The 25,332-nt window shown below is 42.2% G+C and carries 25 protein-coding genes and 3 tRNA genes; 15 read left to right on the top strand and 13 right to left on the bottom strand.

Features of this window, described 5'->3' with window-relative positions; genetic code table 11:
• Window positions 1-20: 20 nt before the first annotated feature.
• The gene (locus A7P54_RS13750; RefSeq protein ID WP_171549925.1) at window positions 21-1,211 is read right to left on the bottom strand and encodes an MvaI/BcnI family restriction endonuclease; all 1,191 of its coding nucleotides are present in this window, start codon (window positions 1,209-1,211) and stop codon (window positions 21-23) included.
• 81 nt (window positions 1,212-1,292) lie between these two features.
• Here A7P54_RS13750 and A7P54_RS13755 point away from each other — a divergent pair, with 81 nt between their 5' ends.
• Window positions 1,293-2,855: a DNA cytosine methyltransferase gene (locus tag A7P54_RS13755; protein WP_171549926.1), complete on the top strand. Its 1,563-nt coding sequence runs from the start codon at window positions 1,293-1,295 to the stop codon at window positions 2,853-2,855.
• Between the two features lie 134 nt (window positions 2,856-2,989).
• Here A7P54_RS13755 and A7P54_RS13760 read toward each other — a convergent pair.
• Window positions 2,990-3,079: transfer RNA gene (locus A7P54_RS13760), tRNA-Ser, on the bottom strand.
• Window positions 3,080-3,204: 125 nt separating this feature from the next.
• Between A7P54_RS13760 and A7P54_RS13765 the strand changes: the two genes are divergently transcribed.
• The 3 genes from A7P54_RS13765 (at window position 3,205) to A7P54_RS13775 (ending at window position 6,628) form a co-directional block, all read left to right on the top strand.
• A complete protein-coding gene (locus A7P54_RS13765; RefSeq protein ID WP_171549927.1) occupies window positions 3,205-5,085 on the top strand; it encodes a potassium transporter Kup in 1,881 nt (626 codons plus the stop codon).
• Window positions 5,086-5,243: 158 nt separating this feature from the next.
• Window positions 5,244-6,317: a DNA/RNA non-specific endonuclease gene (locus tag A7P54_RS13770; protein ID WP_171549928.1), complete on the top strand. Its 1,074-nt coding sequence runs from the start codon at window positions 5,244-5,246 to the stop codon at window positions 6,315-6,317.
• 68 nt (window positions 6,318-6,385) lie between these two features.
• Window positions 6,386-6,628, top strand: coding sequence for a hypothetical protein (locus A7P54_RS13775; RefSeq protein ID WP_005185690.1), 243 nt, complete (start codon window positions 6,386-6,388; stop codon window positions 6,626-6,628).
• Between the two features lie 49 nt (window positions 6,629-6,677).
• Here A7P54_RS13775 and aqpZ read toward each other — a convergent pair whose 3' ends face one another.
• Together aqpZ and A7P54_RS13785 are read right to left on the bottom strand one after the other, a co-directional pair.
• Complete coding sequence (aqpZ, locus tag A7P54_RS13780; protein ID WP_004657301.1) at window positions 6,678-7,367, bottom strand: aquaporin Z; 690 nt, start codon at window positions 7,365-7,367, stop codon at window positions 6,678-6,680.
• A gap of 176 nt (window positions 7,368-7,543) precedes the next feature.
• Complete coding sequence (locus A7P54_RS13785; protein ID WP_171549929.1) at window positions 7,544-8,551, bottom strand: AraC family transcriptional regulator; 1,008 nt, start codon at window positions 8,549-8,551, stop codon at window positions 7,544-7,546.
• A 115-nt stretch (window positions 8,552-8,666) separates the two neighbouring features.
• Here A7P54_RS13785 and A7P54_RS13790 point away from each other — a divergent pair, with 115 nt between their 5' ends.
• Window positions 8,667-9,320, top strand: coding sequence for a sterol desaturase family protein (locus tag A7P54_RS13790; RefSeq protein WP_005185684.1), 654 nt, complete (start codon window positions 8,667-8,669; stop codon window positions 9,318-9,320).
• 304 nt (window positions 9,321-9,624) lie between these two features.
• On the opposite strand, the gene hisF is transcribed toward A7P54_RS13790, so the two are convergent.
• Window positions 9,625-10,383 carry an imidazole glycerol phosphate synthase subunit HisF gene (gene hisF / locus A7P54_RS13795; protein ID WP_004659983.1) on the bottom strand — a complete coding sequence of 253 codons (759 nt, stop codon included), beginning with the start codon at window positions 10,381-10,383 and terminating at the stop codon, window positions 9,625-9,627.
• A gap of 101 nt (window positions 10,384-10,484) precedes the next feature.
• On the opposite strand from hisF, the gene A7P54_RS13800 reads away from it, so the two are divergent.
• Genes A7P54_RS13800 through A7P54_RS13810 form a run of 3 tightly spaced genes read left to right on the top strand, consistent with a single transcriptional unit; the run spans window position 10,485 to window position 12,491 of the window.
• Entirely contained in the window at window positions 10,485-11,435 is a 951-nt protein-coding gene (locus tag A7P54_RS13800) for a homoserine kinase (RefSeq protein WP_171549930.1), read from the top strand.
• A gap of 9 nt (window positions 11,436-11,444) precedes the next feature.
• A complete protein-coding gene (locus tag A7P54_RS13805; RefSeq protein ID WP_005209318.1) occupies window positions 11,445-12,062 on the top strand; it encodes a DUF1294 domain-containing protein in 618 nt (205 codons plus the stop codon).
• 33 nt (window positions 12,063-12,095) lie between these two features.
• Window positions 12,096-12,491, top strand: a complete 396-nt coding sequence (locus A7P54_RS13810) for a hypothetical protein (RefSeq protein WP_004803794.1) — start codon at window positions 12,096-12,098, stop codon at window positions 12,489-12,491.
• Between the two features lie 33 nt (window positions 12,492-12,524).
• Here A7P54_RS13810 and A7P54_RS13815 read toward each other — a convergent pair whose 3' ends face one another.
• Complete coding sequence (locus tag A7P54_RS13815; RefSeq protein WP_171549931.1) at window positions 12,525-13,925, bottom strand: LLM class flavin-dependent oxidoreductase; 1,401 nt, start codon at window positions 13,923-13,925, stop codon at window positions 12,525-12,527.
• 354 nt (window positions 13,926-14,279) lie between these two features.
• On the opposite strand from A7P54_RS13815, the gene A7P54_RS13820 reads away from it, so the two are divergent.
• Entirely contained in the window at window positions 14,280-15,530 is a 1,251-nt protein-coding gene (locus tag A7P54_RS13820; protein ID WP_171549932.1) for an SfnB family sulfur acquisition oxidoreductase, read from the top strand.
• Between the two features lie 12 nt (window positions 15,531-15,542).
• Window positions 15,543-16,802, top strand: a complete 1,260-nt coding sequence (locus tag A7P54_RS13825) for an acyl-CoA dehydrogenase family protein (protein ID WP_171549933.1) — start codon at window positions 15,543-15,545, stop codon at window positions 16,800-16,802.
• Window positions 16,803-16,860: 58 nt separating this feature from the next.
• Here the strand turns inward: A7P54_RS13825 and A7P54_RS13830 are convergent, their stop codons facing one another.
• Window positions 16,861-17,757, bottom strand: coding sequence for a DMT family transporter (locus A7P54_RS13830; RefSeq protein ID WP_171549934.1), 897 nt, complete (start codon window positions 17,755-17,757; stop codon window positions 16,861-16,863).
• A gap of 105 nt (window positions 17,758-17,862) precedes the next feature.
• On the opposite strand from A7P54_RS13830, the gene A7P54_RS13835 reads away from it, so the two are divergent.
• Window positions 17,863-18,414, top strand: coding sequence for an XRE family transcriptional regulator (locus tag A7P54_RS13835; protein ID WP_171549935.1), 552 nt, complete (start codon window positions 17,863-17,865; stop codon window positions 18,412-18,414).
• A 67-nt stretch (window positions 18,415-18,481) separates the two neighbouring features.
• On the opposite strand, the gene A7P54_RS13840 is transcribed toward A7P54_RS13835, so the two are convergent.
• The 6 genes from A7P54_RS13840 to hisB all read right to left on the bottom strand — a co-directional run bounded on the left by A7P54_RS13840 (window position 18,482) and on the right by hisB (window position 23,616).
• Window positions 18,482-19,939 carry a SulP family inorganic anion transporter gene (locus tag A7P54_RS13840; protein WP_171549936.1) on the bottom strand — a complete coding sequence of 486 codons (1,458 nt, stop codon included), beginning with the start codon at window positions 19,937-19,939 and terminating at the stop codon, window positions 18,482-18,484.
• A gap of 227 nt (window positions 19,940-20,166) precedes the next feature.
• Window positions 20,167-20,898, bottom strand: a complete 732-nt coding sequence (hisA, locus tag A7P54_RS13845; RefSeq protein WP_004803807.1) for a 1-(5-phosphoribosyl)-5-[(5-phosphoribosylamino)methylideneamino]imidazole-4-carboxamide isomerase — start codon at window positions 20,896-20,898, stop codon at window positions 20,167-20,169.
• A gap of 66 nt (window positions 20,899-20,964) precedes the next feature.
• Complete coding sequence (locus A7P54_RS13850) at window positions 20,965-21,633, bottom strand: 3'-5' exonuclease (RefSeq protein ID WP_171549937.1); 669 nt, start codon at window positions 21,631-21,633, stop codon at window positions 20,965-20,967.
• A gap of 94 nt (window positions 21,634-21,727) precedes the next feature.
• Window positions 21,728-22,252, bottom strand: a complete 525-nt coding sequence (locus A7P54_RS13855; RefSeq protein ID WP_005201408.1) for a DUF805 domain-containing protein — start codon at window positions 22,250-22,252, stop codon at window positions 21,728-21,730.
• A gap of 153 nt (window positions 22,253-22,405) precedes the next feature.
• Entirely contained in the window at window positions 22,406-23,023 is a 618-nt protein-coding gene (hisH, locus tag A7P54_RS13860; protein WP_004803814.1) for an imidazole glycerol phosphate synthase subunit HisH, read from the bottom strand.
• Window positions 23,023-23,616 carry an imidazoleglycerol-phosphate dehydratase HisB gene (hisB, locus tag A7P54_RS13865; protein WP_004803817.1) on the bottom strand — a complete coding sequence of 198 codons (594 nt, stop codon included), beginning with the start codon at window positions 23,614-23,616 and terminating at the stop codon, window positions 23,023-23,025. The genes hisH and hisB overlap by 1 nt, the downstream gene beginning before the upstream one ends.
• Window positions 23,617-23,720: 104 nt before the next feature.
• Here hisB and A7P54_RS13870 point away from each other — a divergent pair, with 104 nt between their 5' ends.
• The 4 genes from A7P54_RS13870 to A7P54_RS13885 all read left to right on the top strand — a co-directional run bounded on the left by A7P54_RS13870 (window position 23,721) and on the right by A7P54_RS13885 (window position 25,325).
• Complete coding sequence (locus A7P54_RS13870) at window positions 23,721-24,098, top strand: GNAT family N-acetyltransferase (protein WP_004657331.1); 378 nt, start codon at window positions 23,721-23,723, stop codon at window positions 24,096-24,098.
• A 100-nt stretch (window positions 24,099-24,198) separates the two neighbouring features.
• Window positions 24,199-24,274: transfer RNA gene (locus tag A7P54_RS13875), tRNA-Phe, on the top strand.
• Window positions 24,275-24,414: 140 nt separating this feature from the next.
• A tRNA-Phe gene (locus tag A7P54_RS13880) sits at window positions 24,415-24,490 on the top strand.
• A gap of 97 nt (window positions 24,491-24,587) precedes the next feature.
• Window positions 24,588-25,325 carry a class I SAM-dependent methyltransferase gene (locus A7P54_RS13885; protein ID WP_171549938.1) on the top strand — a complete coding sequence of 246 codons (738 nt, stop codon included), beginning with the start codon at window positions 24,588-24,590 and terminating at the stop codon, window positions 25,323-25,325.
• Window positions 25,326-25,332: the final 7 nt, after the last annotated feature.

Here is a 25,332-nt window from a genome sequence, read left to right on the forward strand (position 1 = left end):
CAATATTTTATCTATTCATATTAATCAATATTTTGTGTTAGATAGTAATTCTTTGATTCTGGAAATAATAAATTCAGATGCTGTGGTCTAATTTTGAATAAAGGTCCTTTTTCTGTGGTTTTCCCAGTCATGTCTTTGCGCTTAATCAAATGATCCATCGTAATGATCCCTTGCTCCATCAAAAGTAAAAATTGGCTCGCTAAGGGATTCTTGGTGTGTGTAATTGATCTAAGTGTGAAATATTCATCGTCATTGCTTATATGGGTATCTGCCTTAATCCAGAAGGTTTCACGGTGCTTCTCGAGTAATTTACTTCTAAGGGTTTGACCAAGCCAACTGACAACTGACCCATTTTGGATATGAATTTCATTTAATACGTCATTATTGAAATCTACTTCAAAGCCCAATCCTTGAGAGTTGTATTTGTTGGCTGTTAAAGTGCAATAAAGCTTTAAGTCACCGTCACGCTCATAGCCATATTTATCAACAATTTGTTGACTGCTTTTAAGTGTGCTAATAGACCAATCTGGAACTTGTGCAAATAGGTTAGTACGGTTAGAAGCCTTATTTAAGCGTGATGATTTAAGCTCAATTCCTTTGTAATCAGGAGAAGGGGATGAATTGGCCGGAATACCTAAAGCATGCTCTATGGTCATGCCAATCGCCGTATCACCTTTCATTATTGCTTGTAATGGACCTTTCTTGCTTAAAGCCTGTAGTAAACCAAGTAACTCATTTGCCACGGCTTCATAGTCATTTACAATTTGGGCTAGAACTTGGTTCACCGATAAATCTAGTTTTGAAATGTTGAAAACATAAAGCTCATCTTTATCAATAATTAAAGCAATTTCATCGCCGGGTTGAGCACAGTTTTTTAAGCCATAGATCCAAATGCGTGGATCTCCTTTTTTTGTCTCTGGGCGGTATAAGCTCACTTTCTGTTTTTGCGCCTCATCGTCTGAGACAATTAAAAAGCAAGGGTTTAGAACTTTATAGGGAGTGCCTTGTAATTGACTATCATAGTCATGATATTGCTGTTCTTTTAGATATACACGTAATGAGCCTACAGCGTCCATGATTGATTTATCTAGACCTGTTTGAGTAATAGATAACAAGCCGTAATCAATGCCTTTTTGAGCTAAATATTGACGGTTCTTGAGAGAAATTTGATTTTGTTCAGATGTTAAAAGTATGGGAGTTCTTTGATTCATTTTTAATGGATTTAAGCCCTGGATTTTTAGTTAAGTGTACTTTAGAATAGGGGTGTTTTTAAAATTTAACAGAGTTTATTTTTGAACTATATTGAATTGTTCGCCGGTTGTGGTGGTCTGTCTCTTGGTCTTGAAGCATCAGGATATAACTTGGTAATTGCAAATGAACTGTCCCCAATGGCGGCAGAAACGTTTTCCTATAACTTTTTTAATGAAAAGCTAGAAGGGAATAGTGCGCCAGAACATGCTCTATGGATTAATTCAAATTTTCCGAAAGAAGAAATAAGTAAACGATTACGTGAGAATCCTAAAACATATCCACCGATAGTTGAAGGTGGTTATAGTGACGTCAATAGAAATACAGAGCTAAATAAGAAATTACTTGTAGGCAGTATTATTGAATTAAATAATCTTTTAGAGCAAAGCCCTGAGTTACTGGATCAAATTCAAGATAAAGGCTTATCCAATGGACTAGATTTAGTATCAGGTGGTCCGCCGTGCCAAAGTTTTAGTATGGCAGGGCTACGTCAATTAGGTAATGAAAGAAATACATTACCGTGGGAATTTGCTAAATTTGTTGAACATACACAGCCTAAGTTTGTTCTTTTGGAAAATGTGACTGGAATTTTAAGGGCATTTAATACTGATAAAGGTCAATTCTTTGCTTGGTACGAAGTTGCAAAAGCATTTGCGGGAATTAATTATATTCCTCTGTGTTTACATGTTAATGCAAAGTACGCTGGTGTAGCTCAAAATCGCCCTAGATTTATCTTGTTAGGTATAAGGGAAGATGTCTATCAGAAGATTAAAAATAGGCTGAATAGTACGGAAAAAGAGGCATTTGATAAAAGTTTTAAATTTTTTGAGAAAGTAAAAGCTGATCCAGAATTAGGATATGGCTATTTAGATTATTATGATGTAGATAATAATCATGATTTTTTTACAACTTCTTTTTTAAAGCCATTGATCGCTTTTAAAGGTAATGAATTTACAGTAAAAGATGCCATACAAGATTTATCGATTATGGCTAAATTGAAACCATCTGAATATGTTAAAAAATTAGATAAGCTATTTAACCCATTATTAGGTTTACCAGAAAGTTTAAGCAACTATGAACTGAGATCAAATGGTATCCATGTACAAAAGCGCTTCAAGCTTTATCAAAACCTAAATTTAGTTTCAAAAGAGGCTAAGAAGGAAGTTCAACAAGTTTTGAAAGGTAATTCAGATTCATTAACACAGAAAGCTTTTGATGAGCTGCAATCGTTAGAGTTTTTGGATGAGGAAAGTAAATCAATCCGTTTTAGTATGCGAGATGATTTAGTAAATTATTTGAAAAACCATCAAACAAAAAAACAGACACAAAAGGCGCTTGTACCAAATCAACCAGCTCCGGCTGCTTTATCTATTCCAGATGACGCTTGCCATTATAGTGATTTAAGAACGCTCACTGTACGGGAAATGGCCCGCATTCAATCATTTCCAGATAACTTTAAGTTTTTATCTAAGGTAACTACTGGTGGGCAAATGCGTAAATTTGAAGTGCCACAATACACACAAGTGGGTAATGCAGTACCACCATTATTAGGGTATGCATTAGGTCAGTCTATTAAGTATTTGATTGATTTGCATAATATAGATTGAAAGTTTCTGAATGTAATTTACTTTAAAACTGAATTCTTGATTTTTCAAATTAAAGAAATATTTGATTGAGTTTGGAAATATGGAATGGAGCAATAATGCTCCATTCTTTTTGTACATTCGTTAATTTATCATCTTGGCGGTGAGAGAGGGATTCGAACCCTCGATACGCGCAAACGTATACACACTTTCCAGGCGTGCTCCTTCAGCCACTCGGACACCTCACCAAAGTGTGCGATAGTACCCAAAAAAATGCACGCTGCCAAGTTGTAGTCGAACAGATTTGCAGAAAAACTTTTTGGCTAGTGATAATATTGCGCCATATAACGTTCAATTTTGAAGACAACATCATATGCAAAGTACTGCAAAAAAAGCCGCATTGCCCGCGATGACGCTGGCAGCATTAGGGGTGGTATTTGGAGACATTGGAACCAGTCCACTCTATGCAATACGGCAATGCTTTGTCACAGGACATGTTGATATCAGTGAAGGTTCGATTTTAGGTATTCTTTCGCTGATCTTCTGGTGTATGAACCTAACCATCAGTTTTAAGTACGTCTCAATGATCATGCGTGCGGACAACAATGGCGAAGGCGGGATCATGTCATTGCTCGCACTGAATCTGCGTTCCTCCGTTTTTAGCAATAAAAATAAAATCTTTCTGATCGCATTGGGCTTTATCGGCGCATCACTGTTTTTTGGTGACGGGATCATTACCCCGGCAATTTCAGTACTGTCTGCGATTGAAGGTTTAAGTCTGGTGACGCCTGCTTTAGATCGTTGGTTGGTGCCGATTGCTTTGGGTATCCTCACGGCATTATTTATGGTGCAGCGGCATGGTACCGCCACAATGGGGAAATTCTTTGGCCCGATTACACTGCTATGGTTTGCGTCCATTGGCCTGATTGGACTGTGGAGCATTATCCAGACCCCGTATGTCTTGATGATGGTCAATCCGTATTGGGCATTCCATTTTGTCTTTGATCAGCCGACAGTTGCCTTTATCACCATGGGTGCAGTGATTCTGACCATGACCGGTGGTGAGGCGTTGTATGCCGACATGGGACATTTTGGGCGCGTACCGATTAAATTGGCATGGTTCTTGGTGGTACTCCCTTGTTTACTTTTGAACTATGCAGGGCAAGGTGCATTGCTGTTGCGTGATGCCAAAGCCATTGAAAACCCATTCTATTTATTGGTTCCGGATTGGGCCTTATTCCCAATGATTGGCTTAGCAACAGCCGCAGCTGTGATTGCCTCTCAAGCGGTCATTACAGGTGTATTCTCGATGGCAAACCAAGCCATTCAATTACGCTATTTACCGCGCTTAACCGTGCACCATACCTCTGATGTAGAACAAGGGCAGATCTATTTGCCTTTTATTAACTGGGTGCTGTTTATCTCGGTGGTGATTCTGATTTTACTGTTTGAAAGTAGTGCCGAGTTGGCCAGTGCTTATGGTGTAGCGGTAACCATGACCATGCTCTGCGGTACGATTTTAATCTCGACTTTGGCCTATGGGGTATGGCGTTGGCCGTTATGGAAAGTGGCGTTATTTGCGGTGCCGTTCCTGATTATTGATTTAATTTTTGTGGGTTCAACCTCATTGAAAATTTTGTCAGGCGGTTGGGTGCCGATCTTGATTGGTGTGGTGGTATATACCATTTTGATGACGTGGAAACGTGGTCGCGAAATTGTCTATAACCGTATGGAAACCAATGCTTTGCCAATTGAATTGTTTATCAAAAGTATTGGTATGAGCAAAGAAACTCATTTTGTACCAGGTGAAGCGATTTTCTTAACAGGTACACCGAATATTGTGCCGCATGCGATGTTACACAACATCAAGCACAATAAAGTGCTGCATGAACGTAATGTGATGGTCACGGTATATACCCAAGATATTCCGTATGTGGCAGATGAAGATCGCTTAAAAGTTGAAAAACTGGATGAGCATTTTTATCGCATCTATGTTTATTATGGCTTTAAAGATCAACCGAATATCCCAGTCGCTTTGGCACAAGCCTATAAAGCGCTGGATTTTGAGTTTGATATGATGCAAATGAGTTTCTTTATTTCACGTGATCGTATTGTGCATACCGTGGGGGATGGCATGTCGCCATGGCGTGAAAAGTTATTCATCTCGATGCAGCGTAATACCAGCCCTGTCAGTGACTTCTATCAGATTCCAACCAACCGAGTGGTGGAGTTAGGCAGTCAGATCGAAATTTAAGAAAACTGTATAAAAAAGGCACCTGAGCGTGCCTTTTTTATTGTCTGTAGATCAAGTGTACAGATTTGCGACATAAAGTGTCGCTCTGGGCTGAAACTCAATATACACAGGGCTTTTGAGTTGTTAAGCTGTGCGTTCATATTGATTTTGATGTAGTTATGGCAAAGAGACCAACCCGAAAGAGTAAAAGCCCATTTGCTTTTTTGAGCCAAAATGTTGGAAAAATGATGTTGGCACTGGTCGCAACAGGGAGTTTTGCGATCGCATTTGGCAGTGAAAAAATTTCCAAGTTCATTCCCTTTCAATCCAGTAATACGGGTTGTTTAAAACAGTTTTATCGTGATGTTCCACCCTTACTCAGCAAAGACAGTCTGAAAAAAGACAGTTATGCGCTATGTTTTAATGATTTTAATGTGATGTATTCAGGTATTTCTAAGACCCCATTGTGGACGGCAGAATATCTGACCCCAGAACGCTTAAGCATCAAAATTAAACGTGAAGATAATTTCCATGAAGAAACACGGCTAAAGCCTGCACATCGTGCTTTATTGTCAGACTATCGTGGTTCAGGCTATGACCGTGGTCATATGGCGCCGAATGGTGATATGAATAATACCGCGTCGCAATATGACAGCTTTTCATTGGCCAATATGGTGCCGCAAGCGCCGAAGAATAATCAGGAAGTGTGGCGTAAATTAGAAGAAGCGGTGCGCTCGATGGTAACCAAGCAGCATAAAGATGCCTATGTGCTGACCGGTCCTGTATTTGAAGGCAAGCGACTTAAAACCATAGGCAGCGGCGTGATTGTACCGACTGCAGTGTACAAAGCGGTGTATTTACCAAAGCAGGGGATTATTGGGGCCTACTATGCACCGAATAATAATTCTCAACAGGTCAAAGTGGTTAGTGTTTGCTATTTGGAAGAGAAACTTGGCATCAACTTGTTCCCTCAATTGACGGAACAACAGAAGCGTAATGTTTATCAATTGCCACTTTCTGCAGTGCAAGTGAAGCCGAACAAAGACATCAGTTATTCGCATTGGGATGGACAGAGTCAGTGTGCAGAAGATGCTAAAACCGATGCCATTCAAGTGCAGCAACGTGAGTTTAGTTCAAAGCCGACTGAAGCGACGGAGAGTAAATTCCCGCAAATTGATGAAGAAACCAAGCAAGCCTTGATCAATCAATTGGTAAATGCTTTGGTGCAGTATTTCTTACAAATCTTGCGATAAGTAGCGCTTGCAAAGTCAGCCTGCTTGGCTCATGTTGTGGGATAGACAAGAACAATGAGAGGGAAACGATGTTTAAACCTTTTGAACAGGGTGATGAATCTTCGGCAATTTATGATCTGACTTTGGAAAATCAGGTCGATTGCGTGAGCTTATATGGCAATTTACAGATTACTAAAGATCAGGCAGGGCTGAAAACGGCAAAGGCATTGCAAAGCTTTATTAATGATGTGGTTGCTGCTCTGGAAAAAGAACAACTTCCTGAACAGATTGACAGAAAACCTGAGCAGGATATTGAAAATCCGTTTCTATAAATAAAAAAAACAGCCGTTGCAGGCTGTTTTTTTATGGAGTATATCGCGCTTAGTCTTTCTCGCTGCCCACCACTTTATAGATCACTGCACCAATGATGGCACCGATGATTGGTGCAACCCAGAATAACCAAAGTTGGCTGATTGCTGCTGTCTCAGCAAATAACGCAACCGCAGTACTACGTGCAGGGTTTACTGAGGTGTTGGTGACTGGAATACTGATCAAGTGAATCAATGTGAGAGCTAAACCAATTGCGATTGGTGCAAAGCCCGCAGGCGCGCGACGATCTGTAGCCCCCATGATCACGATCAAGAAGAACGCAGTTAAAACAACCTCAATCAGGAATGCTGACGCAACAGAGAAATGGTTTGGAGACAGTTCACCATAACCATTGGTTGCGAAACCTCCTGTACCTGCAAAGCCTGCTTGACCTTGTACGATGATATACAGCACGAATGCTGCAAGCGCACCACCAATCACTTGAGACACGATATAAGGAACTAAGTCTTTTGAGTTAAAACGTCCACCCACCCATAAACCTACACTGACAGCAGGGTTAAAGTGACCACCAGAAATATGACCGAAAGCGTAAGCACCTGTTAAAACAGTTAAACCAAATGCTAATGCAACGCCTAAGAAACCAATGCCAAGTTCAGGGTATGCAGCTGCAAGCACAGCACTACCACAACCACCAAAAACAAGCCAAAAGGTCCCGAGAAATTCTGCTAAATATTTGTTCATTGTTATCACCACATCAGTTATAAAAAATAAAAAAAGCAAACATCCAAAATTTATTATGGATATGTTTAACCCTCGTGAAAAAATTGTGAACTAATTCACATAGGTATATAGGCTCTTATATAAAACGGGCAAAAAAATCGGTCAGTTGCGAAACCGTTAGTTCATGAGTGTTTTTATTACGAATTGTAAGTTGTGTTGTTGTTTCGCCACTGTTGCGGGGTTTGCCCCGTCCAAATCTTAAAAGCACGTTGAAAAGCACTTTGTTCAGAATAACAGAGCAGTAGCGCGATTTCTTGCAAACTCAGATGAGGGTCTTTTAAATATTCGGTTGCCAGCATAAAGCGCACCTGCTGTACCCGTTCCTGAAAGGTGGTGTCTTGTTGTTGTAAATGACGCTGTAATTGGCGCACCGACAGACCCAGTTTTTCGGCGATAAAATCGATCTGATATTGGTTCTTTTGTAGCCCAGTCAAAATAGCATGTTGTAGCCGTTGATCCAGTTGGGTTGAATTGGGCAATTTATCCAGCAAGGCTTGGGCTTGCTGTAACAACAGTTGTTGTAAGGTGTGATCACCTGTTTTGAGTGGCTTAAAAGCTTCGCTCATTGGCAATAATAATTGTGTTTTGGGCTGTTCAAAACGTACTTTACAGTGGAAATACTGCTCATAAATGCTGATGTTTTTTGGTGCAGTATTGACGAAATGTACTTCATGCAGATGAATCGTGTCACCCGACATAAACAGTTTAAGGAACTGCACCATCAAGGCAATCGCGATTTCATCGGTCAACTGGGTCGGATGTGGTTCAGGGGCTTCCCAACGAATCGATGCATAAGGGTGATTAAATTCAACCACCAAAGGGCTACCATCATAAATCAGGCGATGAAAATCATGATAACGAGACAGTGCTTCACCTAGGTTTTCACAGGACAGCGCCAGATAGGCAATGATGCCCAAGTGTTTGGGTTGTACATAGGCTGCGATTTCCAAGCCTAGACCACTCTTTGGATGCAGTCGATTTAGATCTTCTAGCAAATCTCGCCAAATCACATAATCAAAGCGCTCTAGGTTTTGAACCTGTTGTAATTGTTCAGGAATATGGATGTTCTCTGCTTCACAATAGGCTTTTAATAAATGCCCCAAACCACCAAAAACAGAGCCTGTATAGTTCTTGAGTTGAGACATCCTGTCTACCTCTTATCTTGTCGTGTTTTGTCAATATAAATATATCGTATCGTCAATACTTCGCCTACAAAAATTTATATCTTGAATAAAAATAAGGAAACATTTGGAGAAAACCATGATTAAGGGTTTTATCGCAGGCTTAGCTGTTGCAAATGCATTTGAATGGTTTGCACATAAATACATTTTGCATGGGGTACATCGTCCGGGGCAGCCACGTTATAGCCCTGTGCCGAAAAGCATGGAGTCGCACTGGGCGCATCACCGTGAAGTACGTAAACAGCAGTTTTCGGATGATTGTTATGTGGAAGGTGTCGAGCATTGGCGTACCCGTAATGAAATCATGTCCTTAGCTGTCGTGGCAGGGGTTGCCAGTGTGGCGTTTTATCCCATTTCAAAAGGCATGTCTTTGGCGGCACTGTATAGTGCAGGCAACTATTATTATGTGCATCGTCGTGCACACTTAGAGCCAGATTGGGCCAAACGAACCATTCCTTGGCATTATGATCATCATATGAATTCCAACCAAGATGCCAACTGGTGTGTAACGCGTCCATGGTTTGATTATGTGATGGGTACTCGTGTGGTGTCTTCTGCGGATTTAAAAGAGGCTAATCCATTAGGTATTGCATTGCCAGCAGCTTTGTCTAAAGCATTGACGCAAGCGATTGAATCCGTTTTTCCTGCAAAATGGGTCGAGCAAAAACCAAAATTGGTGGAAGCACCTGTAGCTGAGCAACCGCAAAAACAATCGCAAGAATCGGTGGCCTAAATTCGATTGATCTAGTGGGCTGAGCAGGCTTTTATTGACAAATCATGACGACAAAAATAGGGGGTGTCGTGAATTGTCAATAAAATTGGTTTTTAATGTCAATATCTTTGTACATTTTCTCGCTAATTTAGCTCAAGCATTTCAAATGCTCAGAATTTGTTCAAAATGATAATATTGTGCTTACCCTCTAGCGTTGTATAACGCAGTTTCCATACCTTGCTCAGCAAGGTATTTTTTTATCTGTATACAGCTATTTTTAAATAAAAAAACCTCTCGCCTGAGAGGTTTTTTATGGCTCATCTAATTAAAGACGCATCTCAATGCCTTGTTCAGCAAGGTATTGTTTTGCTTCTGGAATGGTGTGTTGACCAAAGTGGAAAATAGAGGCAGCAAGTACCGCATCTGCACCACCTTTTAAGATGCCATCGGCCAAATGCTGTAAGTTGCCTACACCACCCGAAGCGATGGTCGGGATATTGACGCGATCATTGATCTGACGCATCAAGGCAATGTCATAACCGGCTTTGGTACCATCGGCATCCATACTGGTAATCAGCAGTTCGCCTGCACCGAAGTCGGCCATTTTCACCGCCCATTCAATCGCATCGATGCCTGTTGGCTTACGACCGCCGTGGGTAAAAATTTCCCACTTGTTCTCGCCGGTTTTTTTCGCATCAATCGCGACCACGATGCATTGTGCACCAAATCGTTGCGAGGCTTCTTGGACAAACTCAGGAGTAAACACGGCAGCCGAGTTGATACTGACTTTATCGGCACCTGCATTCAACAATAAACGGATATCTTCAACTTTACGGACACCACCACCCACAGTTAAGGGTACAAAAACGCTTTCTGCCATGCGTTCTACGGTACGGTAAGTGGTGTCGCGTCCATGATGGGTAGCAGTAATATCTAAAAAGGTAATTTCATCGGCGCCTTGTTCGTTATAACGACGGGCGACTTCAACAGGGTCACCTGCGTCACGAATATCAAGGAATTGAACGCCTTTGACGACTCGACCATTATCAACATCTAAGCAAGGGATAATACGTTTTGCGAGCATAAAATTTTCCAAAAAATCGCCAATAAAGAAAGGGGTGCTACACCTTCATGGAGGGAACAGGTATTCTATCAAACTTCACAGCTATTTTTTGCAGGTTTTCCATGTCGGTTTATACCCCGTTGAGTTTAGAAGAAGTTCAAGCCTTTGCTGAGCCTTATGGTTTAGCGGTGATTGACCTGATTCCAATCCAAGGCGGTATTCAAAACACCAATTATTTTTTGGTGGATCAATCACAGAAACAATATGTTTTAACGGTTTTTGAAGAATTAGATGCTGAAGGTGCAGGTGAGCTGGTACCTGTACTGGATTGTTTGGGTGAGGCAGGTGTGCCTGTGGCAGTGCCTTTAAAGCATAGTGGTCAGGCCATTCATAGTATTGCAGATAAACCAGCACAAATTGCGCCGCGCTTGATGGGTGAGCATCCTGAAGACGCTAGCATTATCCAAATTCAGGCGATTGCACAAGCACAGGCAAAATTGCATTTGACCTTACAAGGCTTTCCTTTAGAACGTGATTTTAATCGTAATCATCAATATTGGTCAGATGTCGCTGAACAACTTAAGCCACAAATGAGTGCACAAGATCAGGCATTGTTGGCTCAGGTTTTTCAGAAATTTGCACAGATTACCCAGCAGCATCCAGACCGTCCTACGGGCTTTATTCATTCGGATTTATTTAGAGATAACACCTTGTTTGAAGGCGATCAATTACAGGGTATTCTTGATTTTTATGAATTGAATCAAGATGAATGGTTATTTGATATTGCGATTAGTATCAATGACTTCTGTACTGCCTATCCACAAGCACATTTAGATCAAGCCAAGGCCGATGCCTTTCTTGCAGCCTATCAAAGCATTCGTCAGCTGACCGATGATGAGCTGGCCTGTTTAAATATCTTCTTGGCGATGGCGGCGTGCCGTTTCTGGAGTATGCGCTTACAAGTGGCGCAGAAAAATGTCGAGCAAGGGCGTACAGGCGATGATATTCTGCAAAAAGATCCGCTGGAAATGCGAATGATGTTACAAGACCGTTTACAACGAATCATAGCTTAGGAAACAGACATGCGAGATCAAGGTCGTTTAGTTGAGTGGTTTGATGATAAAGGCTATGGCTTTATCCAACCCAATGACACAGCAAAAGATCGTGTCTTTATCCATATCAAAGACTTTGCTCGCACAGGACCGCGACCCTTGGTCGGTTGTGCCTTGGAATATGTGGTGATTCTGGATGAGCGCGGTCGTTATCGCGCTCAGCAGGCAACGTATTTGAAAGCATCGCAGGTGATTGAACATCGTGCTCGTCCGAGTCAGCCTACAGCGTCGAAACGCTGGTCTGCGATGCAGATTGGTATTGTGATTTATATTGTTTTTATGGTGATCGCAAGCTTTAGCAAATTGCTGCCGCCGTATACTTTATTATTTGTCAGCTTGATGAATGTGCTGAGTTATTGGCTGTATGCGCAAGATAAAGAAGCAGCTCAGTTGGGCAATCGACGTATTCCAGAGCAGACTTTGCATATCGTGGATTCTTTGGGTGGATGGTGCGGTGGTTGGCTTGCTCAGCAAAAACTGAGACATAAAACACAAAAACAACCGTTTCGTAAGATTTATTTCTGTACCATAGTCTTCCATATACTATTGATATGTTGGTTAATTTCTCCGCTCAATGTGTTTTATTGATTGAGGGAGTTTGTTTCTGGAGATTAAATAAAAATGAATTATTCCGTTGATCAAGATCCAAATCGTACTTTGACTTTGGTGTTGTATGTACTTTATATCATTGCGATTTTTACTGGTGGTCTATTGGCAATCATTGCTTTGATCATCAACTATGTAAAACGCAGTGATGTCCAAGGCTCGATTTTTGAAAGCCACTTTACTTGGCAAATCCGCACCTTCTGGTGGTATTTGGCTTGGAATATTATTGCCTTTATTCCGTTCTCATTCTTGTTCTTTACCGGTGATAACGGGACGGCCTTTGCAGGCGTTGCGGTTTCTGCAACCACTTTTGCCTTTGCGGTAATTTTTGGTGCATGGATTTGGATTGTCTATCGTGCCATCCGTGGTCTGATTGCCTTAAATGACAATAAGCCGATGTATCAAGGCTAAGCTCGGCCAGAACTCGCTGGGTGGTGTGTTAACCTAAGCGAGTTCTGTATTGTTGTTGGTTTTCGCTGTTGCATGATAGCGATAGCTTGCGCCTCGATGCTGTTCTGTCAGCAATGGACCTTGTCCAAATAGTTTCTCACGCAACGTCCCTTCGGTATATTCAGTTGGATACACGCCACGTTGCTGTAGTTCCGGCACCAGATATTTCACCACATCTTCAAAGCTTTGATGCGCCAAAATATAGGCCAAGTTAAAGCCGTCAATATCGGTTTCTTCCGTCCATGCCTGTAGTTGATCAGCCACAGTTGCAGCTGAGCCCACCAGTACTGGACCATTGCCACCGATACTAATAAATTTGGCAATCTCTTCAATGGTCCAGATTCGATCCGGGTCGGCTTTTATATAAGAATCCAGCATGGATTGAATCGCATCGGTATGAATATATTCAACTTTGTCTTCTGCATGGAATTGCGAGAAGTCGACCCCTGACCAACCTGATGCCAAGGTTAAGCCGCCATGATAGCTGGCGTAATTTTGATAGTCTTTAAATTTTGCTTGGGCTTTCGCATCAGTTTCATCCACCACGATGGATAGCATGGTGTAGATCAAAATCGAATGAGGATCTTTGCCTTGTTCAATTAGGTTGGAGCGAATGCCCTGTACCAGTTTTTTCACCGCGGCTTTGGTCGGTGCAGAAATAAACACACATTCAGCATTTTGGCTGGCAAATAACTGCCCACGACTGGATGCACCTGCTTGATAGAGCACAGGGGTGCGTTGAGGTGATGGTTCGCAAATATGAATACCGGGAACGCTAAAATATTGACCTTGATGATTGATCGGATGAACTTTGCGATGGTCTGCGAAAATACCACGTTCTTTGTCACGCAGTACTGCATCTTGTTCCCAAGAACCTTCCCAGAGTTTATAGAGAACTTCTAAATATTCATCAGCGATGTCATAACGTTGATCATGATTGACTTGCGTTTTAAGACCTAAATTCTTTGAGCCACTTTCCAAGTATGAGGTGACGATGTTCCAGCCAATGCGGCCTTTGGTCAAATGATCCAAGGTGCTCATGCGCCGTGCAAAGGGATAAGGGTGCTCAAATGAAATCGAGGTAGTAAGGCCAAAGCCCAAATGTTTGGTCACCGCCGCCATAGCAGGCACGATTTGCAAAGGATCATTCACGGGAACTTGTACGGCACCTGTGAGCGCATGTTGTGCTGATTGATGATAAACATCATAAATGCCTAACACATCGGCAATAAAAACCCCATCAAACTTGCCACGCTCTAAGATCTTGGCCAAATCGGTCCAATATTCGAGGTCTTTATATTCAGTCGAGCGATCCTGAGGGTGACGCCACAATCCCGGCGATTGATGCGCAATACAGTTCATTTCAAAGGCATTAAATCTAATTTGCTTGCTCATTGCTCTTTACTAAATTAAAGATTTTTATTGATCTTAATTAAAAAAGATTGAATTGATTAATCATAAAAAAATAAATGGTTATCATGAATCTATTTAACGTGATTTTGGGTTGTGGTTTTAATGATTATTTTTTATTAAATTCAAAACGTTATTTTGTTTACTTGGGCAAATGGTGTTAACGCGCTCGTTCGTCTTTTTGAGTTGTTTATTATTGATTTTAAATTGTTTTTTAAATAAACAAGTGGTGGTTTTGGTTTATTTTAAATAAACAGATTAGGTTCTAAATTTAACTTATAAATAGGCAATAAAAATAGTGCTAGTTTATTTTTTATAACTGGAAAATGAGTATTTATAATGACCTCAAAAATAGAAATAAAATTGGAAGATGCACAGAGTATTCCGCAAGATTTTTACTTGAATAATACGCCAGCACATGTGATTGCTTCAGATCAAGAAGCCATCGCTGTGGCACATCGCATAGCGGCTGCTTTTGCCAAAGATGCGGCAAAGCGTGACCATGAGCGCAAGCTGCCACTGCAGGAAATCCAGCAATATTCCGCCTCTGGCCTGTGGGGGATCAATATTCCAAAACAGTTCGGGGGTGCAGGGGTGAGTTATAAAACCCTTGCTGAGGTGGTGACCATTATTTCCAGTGCAGATTTATCTTTAGGGCAAATTGCACAAAATCATTGGGCCTTTTTAGAACATATCCGTTTGGATGCGTCATTGGAACAGCAGCAGTTCTTCTTCGAACAAGTACTGCAAGGCAAGCGTTTAGGCAATGCATTCTCTGAAAAAAACTCGAAAACCGTCGCGGATTTGACCACTAAAATTGAATTTAAAGAGGATTATGCGCTGATCAGTGGTCAGAAATTCTTTGCCACAGGTGCTTTATTGGCACATTGGATTCCTGTGGTTGCGGTCAGTGATGATGGCAAAGTATTTGCAGCATTGGTTCCGCAACATACCCCTGGTTTGACCATTGTGAATGACTGGAGCAGCTTTGGTCAGCGCACTACGGCCAGTGGCAGCGTGCAGCTGGATCATGTGCGAGTCGATTTAAAATATGTGGTGCCGATCCATCAGGCTTTTGAACGTCCAACAGCAGCAGGTGCAATTTCGCAAATTATTCAGTCCGCTGTCGATGCGGGGATTGCGCGTGGGGCCATTGAGGAAACCATCCGTTATGTGCGTGAGTATGCCCGCCCTTGGATTGATTCAGGTGTGGAACACGCCAGTGAAGATCCCTATACCATTAGCAATATTGGCGAGCTAAAAATTAAACTCCGTGCCGCAGAGGCGGTTTTAGCTTTGGCAGGTGAGGCGATTGATCGTGCTTTGGCGAATCCAACCGAGGACAGCGTAACAGAAGCAACTTTACTCACGGCTGAATCGAAAGTATTAACCACTGAAATCGCACTCTTGGCAGCCAATAAATTATTTGAGTTATCCGGTACCCGTTCCACCTTATCCGAGTTGAATCTGGATCGACACTGGCGCAATGCACGCACGCATACCCTGCATGATCCGGTACGTTGGAAATACAATCTGGTGGGTAATTATTATTTGAATGGTGTGGCACTGCCACGTCATGCGTGGAGCTAGGAGGGTACTATTATGACCAGTCAAACGAATCAAAATCTCTCCTTGGGTGCACATTATGAACAGGTGGCGGGCAAGTTCCGTCCGATCTTCGAACGAATTGCGGAAGGTGCTTTAGCACGGGAAAAAAACCGAACCTTGCCCTATGAACCGATTCAATGGTTAAAACAGGCAGGCTTTGGCGCGGTACGCGTGCCTGTGGCTTTTGGTGGTGATGGTGTTTCGCAAAAGCAGCTATTTCAGTTATTGATTGAACTTGCTCAAGCAGATTCCAATGTGGTTCAGGCCTTACGCGGGCATTTTGCCTTTGTCGAAGACCGCTTAAATGCACAAAAAACTGAAGCACAGACACGCTGGTTCGAACGCTTTGTTCGTGGTGAGATTGTGGGGAATGCATGGACAGAAATTGGTAAAGTTGAAATCGGGGATGTAGTGACCCGTGTCACGGCAGCACAAGATGGCAAACTCCGTATCAATGGTCAGAAGTATTATTCCACAGGCACGATTTTCGCAGACTGGATTGATCTTTTTGCTTTGGATGAAAGCACCAATCAGCATGTGATTGCTGCGGTGTCTACGCAAGCAGAAGGCATTGATATTGTGGATGACTGGGATGGCTTTGGGCAAAAAACCACGGGCAGCGGAACCTTGACCTTAAACAATGTAGAAATTGCCCGAGATCATATTTTGGTGTTTGAAAACCGATTTAAATATCAAACCGCATTTTATCAGGTGGTGCATCTCGCGACTTTGGCGGGTATCGCACACAGTGCCGTAGAGACCTTTAAGCAGGAAGTGCGTCAGCGAACGCGGATTTATAGTCATGGCAATGCCAATCTGGTGCGTGAAGATGCACAAATCCTGCAAGTGATTGGCAAAGCTTCTGCACAGGCTTATGCGGCGCAAACGATTACACTGAGTACTGCTGAAGCTTTAGATGCTGCGTATTTACAACATTTTCAGAATGATGAACAGGCTGAGTTGGAGGCCAATGACCGTGCTGAATTAGTATCGGCACAGGGGCAGGTGGTGATTGCGGAGTTGGTCTTGAATCTGAGCACCGAGCTGTTTAATGCCTTGGGCGCATCGGCCAGTAGCACTGACAAGCAGTTGGACCGTTTTTGGCGCAATGCTCGTGTGGTCGCATCACACAACCCATTGGTCTATAAACAGAAAGTGATTGGAGATTGGGAAGTCAATCAAGCGCCTTTGCCGTACGTGTGGCAGATTGGCAATAGTCCTGTTGCTGTGAATCAAAAAGAAATTCCAGCTTAGTCTTTTGAAAGTGCACAATAGATTTTATTGAACTAAAACTGTTGTGCACTTTTATCTATTAATTTTCTGGTCGTTGTTTCTTCGCAAAGAATTTAAATTTTAATTCGCTGACGAGTACCCCAAGCACCACCAATACACCTCCAAACAAGGCCAGTAATGGTAAACGTTCTCCCGCAATACGACCGATCACCCCCGCCCAGACGGGTTCACCTGCATAAATAATCGCAGCACGCGTCGGATCGACTATGCGTTGTGCCCAGTTCATCACAAATTGAATCAAGGCACTGGCTAAGCCGAGCGCCACTGCAATAATCACTAATCCCCATGAGAAGTTAGGAATACTGTGTTCACCAACCAAGGGCATGCTGGCAAAAGATAAGCATGAAGCGACTGCCAGTTGAATCACCGTAACCCGTCTTAGATTCACTTTCCCCGCAAAATAACCAATCAGGATAATCTCGAGTGCAATCACAAAGGCACAAATCAGAGTGAGTACTTGTCCATAACTAAAGTTAATACTGGAAAAGCCGTTACCTGTTAACAAGATTAAACCAGTAAAGGCCAATGCCGTACCGACCCAAGTCATTATAGAGGGCATCTTTTGGAAGATCACCCACATTAAAATGGGCACTAAGGGCACATACAGCGCGGTTAGAAAGGCGGATTCGCTACTGAGAATGCTTTGTAAGCCAATGGTTTGAGTGCCGTAGCCAATTGCGATCACAATCCCGATGGCTGTACCAGCCAAGCCCTCTTTTAGGGTTAAGCCACGCATCGATTTAATCGAGATTAAGAAGATCACCAAAGCCGCGACTGCAAAACGGCAGCCGACAAAAAACATGGGGCTACTAAAATTCAGCGCATATTGCACGGCTAGAAAGGTGCCACCCCAAATCATGGTAATAAAAATAAGCGCGAATTGTGCGGCTTTAGGAGATTGAGACAAAGCGGTCAACGCAGCCATCCTCATGAGTAAAGTGCAATATACTGCACATATTGCATTGCATATTAGCTTTGTGCAATATATTGCGCAGATTTTTTATTTTCATTGTAGGAATGCATGAGTCATTCAGAGACGGTATTGCAAGATGTGGGACAGAATATTCGTCTGTTTCGTACCGAACGTCAGCTTAGCCAGCAAGATTTGGCAGATCGAGCAGGCGTTAGTCGCCGTACCATTGCTGCTTTGGAAACAGGACAAGTTAATATTAGTCTGGCCAAGCTTGATGCGATTGCCACGGCATTGGCTGTTGATTTTAAAAAACTGGTTAGCCCATTTGAGCTGAGTGAGTCGGCTATCGTCAATACCTTGGCGTGGCAGGGTCAACAGGCTGAAAGTCATGCCACGCTGTTAGCTGCTGTGCCAACCCAGACACAAGTCGAATTATGGACATGGTCTTTGGCTATGGGAGAGGTGTATCAAGCAGAGCCAGATCAAAAAGGCTGGCAAGAGTTGATTTATGTGCTGGATGGAGCGTTGACGATTTCGTTTGAACATGAAAATCGAGTGCTTCAGGCAGGTGAGTCGATTTTATTTGAGAGTTCTGTCAATTATCGCTATCTCAATCAGGGTAATCGTAGCGTTCGTTTTATCCGAAACGTGATTTATTAACGTTAAAAAAAGGTGCTTAAGTTTGATTGCTTAAGCACCTGTAGCATTTATGGATTCTTTTTCAAACTTAGCTTGAGCTTTGATGAGTTCCATATTTATCAATCATGATCGAGCTGGCTTCATTTAGACCTCGTACAATGACGTATACGCCTTTGCGCTGGAATTTATACACCACACTGTCGATCATGGCCACAGAAGTGACATCCCAAATATGTGAATGGGTCAAATCAATAATGACTTCTTTTACATCCTCTTTGAAATCAAAACTTTGCATAAATTTTTCTGAAGAACTAAAGAAAATTTGACCTTTCAGATTATAAACGCGTGCCTGATTTTCAAAATATCGCTCAACTCGAATATCTTGCTCTAATTTATTGGCAAGGAATAAAGCAGAAAGTAACACACCTGTCAGCACGCCTAAGGCTAAATTATGGGTTGCAACGACCACAATCACAGTGGCAAGCATCACGACATTACTGCTGATTGGATTCTTGCTAAAACTACTGATGGATTTCCATTCAAAGGTACTGATCGAGACCATGATCATCACGGCAACTAAGGCAGCCATGGGAATCACCTTTAACCAGTCGCTGATAAATACGACTAAGATGAGGAGGAATATTCCCGCTGAAAAGGTCGATAATCGAGTCAATCCACCTGATTTTACATTAATCATCGATTGCCCAATCATGGCACAGCCTGCCATGCCACCCATAAAACCTGAGGCGATATTGGCAATACCCTGACCTTTGCATTCTTGAAATTTATCGCTTGGAGTATCGGTCATTTCATCAATAATCGTCGCCGTCATCATCGACTCAAGCAAACCGACTGCAGCCAAAGCAACAGCATAAGGAAAGATGATTTTTAAGGTTTCAAAGTTAAGGGGAATATCAGGAATTAAGAACACGGGAAGCGTATCGGGTAATGAACCCATGTCTCCTACTGTACGAATATCAATGCCGAAGTAGATGGTCAGCAAAGTCACCGTGATGATGCAGACCAAGGGTGAAGGCAATAATTTACCGATTTTCGGAATCAGCGGAAATAGGTAGATAATGATCAGACCCAATAACACCAAGGCATAGACCTGCCATGTGACATTGACCAGTTCAGGCAGTTGCGCCATAAAGATCAAAATCGCCAATGCGTTGACGAATCCAATCACTACAGATTTAGACACGAAACGCATAAGTTTCGCTAGCTTTAGATAGCCCGCGATAATTTGCAATACACCCGTGAGCAAGGTGGCAGCCAGCAGATATTGTAAGCCATGCTCTTTAACCAAACTGGCCATGACCAAGGCCATAGCGCCTGTTGCGGCTGAAATCATGGCGGGGCGACCACCAACGAAAGCAATCACCACGGCAATACAGAATGAAGCATATAAACCGACTTTGGGGTCGACCCCTGCAATAATAGAGAAGGCGATGGCTTCTGGGATCAGTGCTAAACCGACAACCAGTCCAGCCAAAATATCCGCACGGATATTGGAGAACCATTGCGCTCGAATATTGGAAAACATAGAAATAGCCTATTTTTTAGGAATTTTTAAAGGCTAGTGATGTGATATACAGACACACGACTACACCACATCACTAGACAGTGATGAGTTAATACATAGGAAATGTAAAACTTAAGGTGGCGTAAGCATCATGTAAGAAGATAGGGGTTTTATTTGAACTGGGGCAAGCATAGCACCCAAGGGGATAAAGCTCTAGCGATTGTTACAATAACTAGAGCCTGAAACGATTAAAGTGATTGTTGGTCTAACAATAACTGCGCTTCACGAAGACTTAAAGTACCTTCATAGATGGCACGACCTGTAATCGCACCTAAAATTCCTTTTTTGTCTTTTAGATTACGTACATCATCCAGATTGGTGACACCGCCAGAAGCAATCACAGGAAGACCCGAATAGTTGGCCAAGTTCACGGTCTGTTCAACGTTCACACCTTGCATCATGCCATCACGTGCAATATCGGTATAAACAATGCTGGATACGCCTGCATCGGCAAAACGTTTAGCCAGATCGGTCGCTTTTACGTCAGTTACATTGGCCCAACCATCGGTTGCCACCATGCCATTGATGGCATCGATCCCGACAATGATATGACCTGCGAAGCGTTTACATGCTTCTTCAACAAACTCAGGCTCTTTCACGGCTTTGGTACCGATAATTACGAAAGAAACGCCAGCTTCCAAATAGTGTTCGATGGTTTCAAGTGAACGGATACCACCACCAATCTGAATTGGAAGTTCAGGTTGTGCGCGTGCAATCGCTTCAACCACTGGTTTATGAATTGGCGTACCTGCGAAAGCACCATTTAAGTCGACCAAATGTAAACGACGTGCGCCTTCATCCACCCAATGTTGTGCAGTTGCCACAGGGTCTTCAGAGAAAACGGTATCGTCTTCCATACGTCCTTGTTTTAAACGGACACATTTACCATCTTTCAGGTCAATTGCTGGGATGATTAGCATGCTTTCGCTCCTTGCGTCATCATAGAGTTTAAATTGGCTACATATTAGCAAAATATTGATCAATCGCTAAGCCTTGTCTGCTAAACCTTGCAGTATTCTCCTGATTTGTTGCAATAATTGGGTTGTGAGTAATTGTTGCTGATACAGTTGCTCGAAACAGAGCAGTGCTGCATAGGCATCTGCGGCGGCATAATTGATTTGTTGTGGACTAAGATTTTTAACCGACCAGTTGGAAGTACTGACTTTTTTACTTTTGGCAAAATAACGTTTGAATAGGAGAGCGATTGCGGTTTGAGTACCGACTTGGCTGCGATAACCAAAACTTGCAAAGCTCTTGGACAGGTCAATCATGGCATTAGGTTGAATACCTTTACTACGAAAGATATGCGCATCATTCTTCAGTCCAAAACCCACTTTGAGTTGCTGTTCATTTTCGAGAATCGGTTTGAGAAAATCTAATATTTCAGTACTGACTTGGAACAGATAAGCTTGGTTTGGGGTTGCCAGCTGGATCAGGTGAGGCCCCGTCGATTTTTCGCCAACTTTGAAGGTTGGCTTGGATTCAGTATCAAAACCAAAGACTTGAATAGAAGCGAGTTCCGCTTGAATGGCCTTACACTGTTCAAGCGTTTGGATGACTAAGATACGATCTGGGCTTAGATTCTGAAATGCAGGCAATGTGCGAATGTGTTCTTTGCTTAAAAGGGGAGTGTGTTGAGGCGTATCCATTTGCATTAAAAGCTCAAAGCGTTTGATTGAGCTTAAAGGGTTTTGTCACAATAAAAAAGCCAAGTCGAAACTTGGCTGCGGTTTATGTTTTTGAAGTCATTTATTGTTGCTGTATCAACTGACTTCTTTGCACATATTCCTGATATGCAGGAACTGCACTGCCCACTAAGGCAAAAATGACGGCAAGTGGAATAATCACAATATAAATCCAGCCCAAGACTTTTTCCCAGCCTGATGTCTCACGTTCAACACCAAACTTATTCTCACCTGCTGTTCCTTTGGCACAGAGCAGATAAATAATGAAAATGAAGTTTACAAAAGGGACAATGGCTAATAATGATAACCAACCTGTTTGATTCCGGTCATGTAGACGACGAATGGTAAATACAAAAGAAAAATAGACGAACACGATATAGAGAATGATAAACAGGACAATTGCGAGGACTGGATAATCTTGCCCTTGTTCAAGACTGCCACCAGTCACGAGTACAGCACCAAATGCCAAGACAAAAATGAGAATCACTGCGACGATTGAACTTAAAAATGTCCAAGCTGCATAGGATAGTCGGCCAAAACGACCTTTGGGACTCAGTGGGTGATCCACGCTTTGAGTAGATAAATTCATTGTTATTCCTATCTAGGTGTTTTTATGGGATTGTAAAAATTGAAAAATGTATCGTTTAGAATAATAAAGAAAAAATTGCAAAATTAAAGCTTAAATTATTTTATGAGTTGCAGACCAAGTGATAACGAAAAACTTGATCTGCATTAGGTGGACTTAAATCTTCCATTCCACAAAGTTCTTTAACAGCTGTAGGCCAGCGGTATGACTTTTTTCAGGATGGAACTGCGTTGCAAACAAATTATCTTTGTGAATCGCCGTGCAGAAATTCACGCCATAATCACAGGTCGCTGCAATAATTGCTGAATCGGTTGGCTCAACATAATAGCTATGTACAAAGTAGAAACGTGCATCTTGCTCAATGTTATTCCACATCGGATGCTCTGGATCAAGTTGATGTACTTGATTCCAACCCATATGCGGTACTTTTAAATTTGGGATTTGAGGAAAGTGTTTTCCCACTCCCTCAAAAATACCCAGTGCTTCGACGCCACCATTTTCTTCCGAACTTTGTAGTAGCGCTTGCATACCGACACAAATTGCGAGCACAGGTTTGTTGAAAGCAGCCTGACGTACCACCTCATCAATTCCAGCTTCACGCATGCCTTGCATGCAGTCACGCATAGCACCGACACCCGGGAAAACAATTTTATCCGCTTTGGCAATCAGTTTAGGATCATTGGTGACATCAACTGTTGCACCGACATGCTCTAAGGCTTTTGCCGCAGAGTGTAGATTGCCCATGCCATAATCAAGTAAAGCAATACGGGTCATTACAAACTACCTTTAGTCGAAGCGATGGTGTTTTCTGCGCGTGGATCAATTTCACAGGCCATACGCAATGCACGTGCCAAAGCTTTAAACACACTTTCAATCTGGTGGTGACTATTTTTGCCTTTCAGGTTATCAATATGCAATGTCATCAGCGCATGATTGACAAAACCTTGGAAAAATTCTGAAAATAAATCGACATCAAAGGTTCCGATGCGGGCACGTGTATATGGAATATCCATAAACAAACCCGGACGACCAGATAGATCAACCACAACACGAGACAGTGCTTCATCTAATGGTGCATAAAAATGCCCATAACGACGTAAGCCTTTTTTATCACCTAAAGCTTGTGCAAAGGCTTGCCCCAAGGTGATTCCACAGTCTTCGACCGTGTGATGGTCATCAATTTCTAGGTCACCATCGCAATGAATGTCGATATCAAATAGACCATGGCGCTTGATTTGATCAATCATATGGTCTAAAAATGGAACTCCAGTGTTGAGTGTGCCTTGACCAGTACCATCGAGATTGAGACGAACTCGAATTTTTGTTTCGTTGGTATTTCTTACCACTTCACTGATACGTTGCGTCATGGACACGTTCCTCAAAAAACGTCAAAAATGATTGAATTAAAAACCAATAGTTTCGCTGTGACGAAAAAGTGACAGCATCATAGTTTGCTCAGGAGGGTTAATCAATGCCTATTACCGTACATGCTTACAGTTCTCTGGATAATCTAGGAATTCGTACTCAGCTAGAGCGACTTTACGATACCAGCCCAGAGTTTGGCGATGGGCAAGATGCAATGGAACAACTTGAACAAAATCTCCAGCAATATACCACAGTTTACACTGCTGAATTTAACACCAAAATTATAGGTGCAATTTGGGCGACAGGACAAGGTGAAAGCCGTGTTTTGGAATATATTGTGGTACATCCAGCCAATCGCGGGCGTGGGGTTGCAGAACGCTTGGTTGAAGAGGTATGCCGTATGGAAGAAGAGCAAGGGGTTAAACAGTTTGAACCAGGTTGTGGGGCAATCCATCGCTGTTTATCACATCTTGGCAAAATCTAAGCTTTAGCGTACTGCTTTGCAGCAAAATTAAGCGCTTAAGAGAAAAATCCACAAATTTGCTTGACGGGCTTAGACAAACATTGTTTAATACGCCCACTTTGGCGTGATAGCTCAGTAGGTAGAGCAACGGATTGAAAATCCGTGTGTCCCCAGTTCGATCCTGGGTCTCGCCACCATAAATTTGTATTTTCAATCCCTGATCCCATCAGGGATTTTTTTTGCCCAAAAAATGATTGCATGAAAAATGTGCATTCAAATCAAAAGCTCATGATAATTATTGACTATTGGTCTGAGATACGGCTTAATACACCCCATTGGCGTGATAGCTCAGTAGGTAGAGCAACGGATTGAAAATCCGTGTGTCCCCAGTTCGATCCTGGGTCTCGCCACCATATTCAAAAAGCCTCAAACGAAAGTTTGGGGCTTTTTTTATATTTAAAATATTTTGCTATATTAAAGCCGAGTCAAAAATTTTAAGAATAGACCAGTATGAAAGATTTATTTTCTGAGCAAAGTGAACTTTATCAACAAGCACGGCCAACTTATCCGCAAACGTTAGTAAACTGCTTAATAGCGCAGCTCAATGGTTTGGACTGTGCGTGGGATTGTGGGGCAGGTTCTGGGCAACTGACTCAGCTGATCGCTCCTTATTTTCAGCATGTGGTTGCAACTGATCTTAGTCAAAATCAGTTAGATCAGGCCCCAGCATTATCCAATGTGCAGTATTTACAACAAGCCGCAGAGCAAACCTCATTTGCAGATCAGTCTTTTGATTTAATTACTGTTGCCCAAGCGATTCACTGGTTTGATTTTGAAAAGTTTTATGCAGAAGTAAAACGAACATTAAAGCTAAATGGTCTTTTTGCCGTAATTGGTTATGGCTTAATTCAGTTAGATGATACAGATTTAAATCAGCGAATCGATCTGCTCTATCATCAGACTTTAAAGGGCTTTTGGGATGCAGAGCGACGTTATATTGATGAGCATTATCAAACGATTCCATTTCCCTTTGAGGAAATCGCAATGCCACAGTTTCAGATTGAATTAGGTTGGACAGGGCCACAGTTGTGGGATTATCTCAATACTTGGTCTGCAGTAAAGCATTACCAAGATCGGCTGCATGTCAGCCCTTTGGCGAGCTTACAAGACATTTTACAGATACAGCAGCCGATTGCAGTTCGTTTTCCAATTTTGCTCAGAGTCGGGCGCTTAGCTACTTCTGGATAGAAAAATA

This window comes from Acinetobacter sp. Ac_3412, assembly GCF_013072675.1.
Taxonomy (GTDB): Bacteria; Pseudomonadota; Gammaproteobacteria; order Pseudomonadales; family Moraxellaceae; genus Acinetobacter; species Acinetobacter higginsii.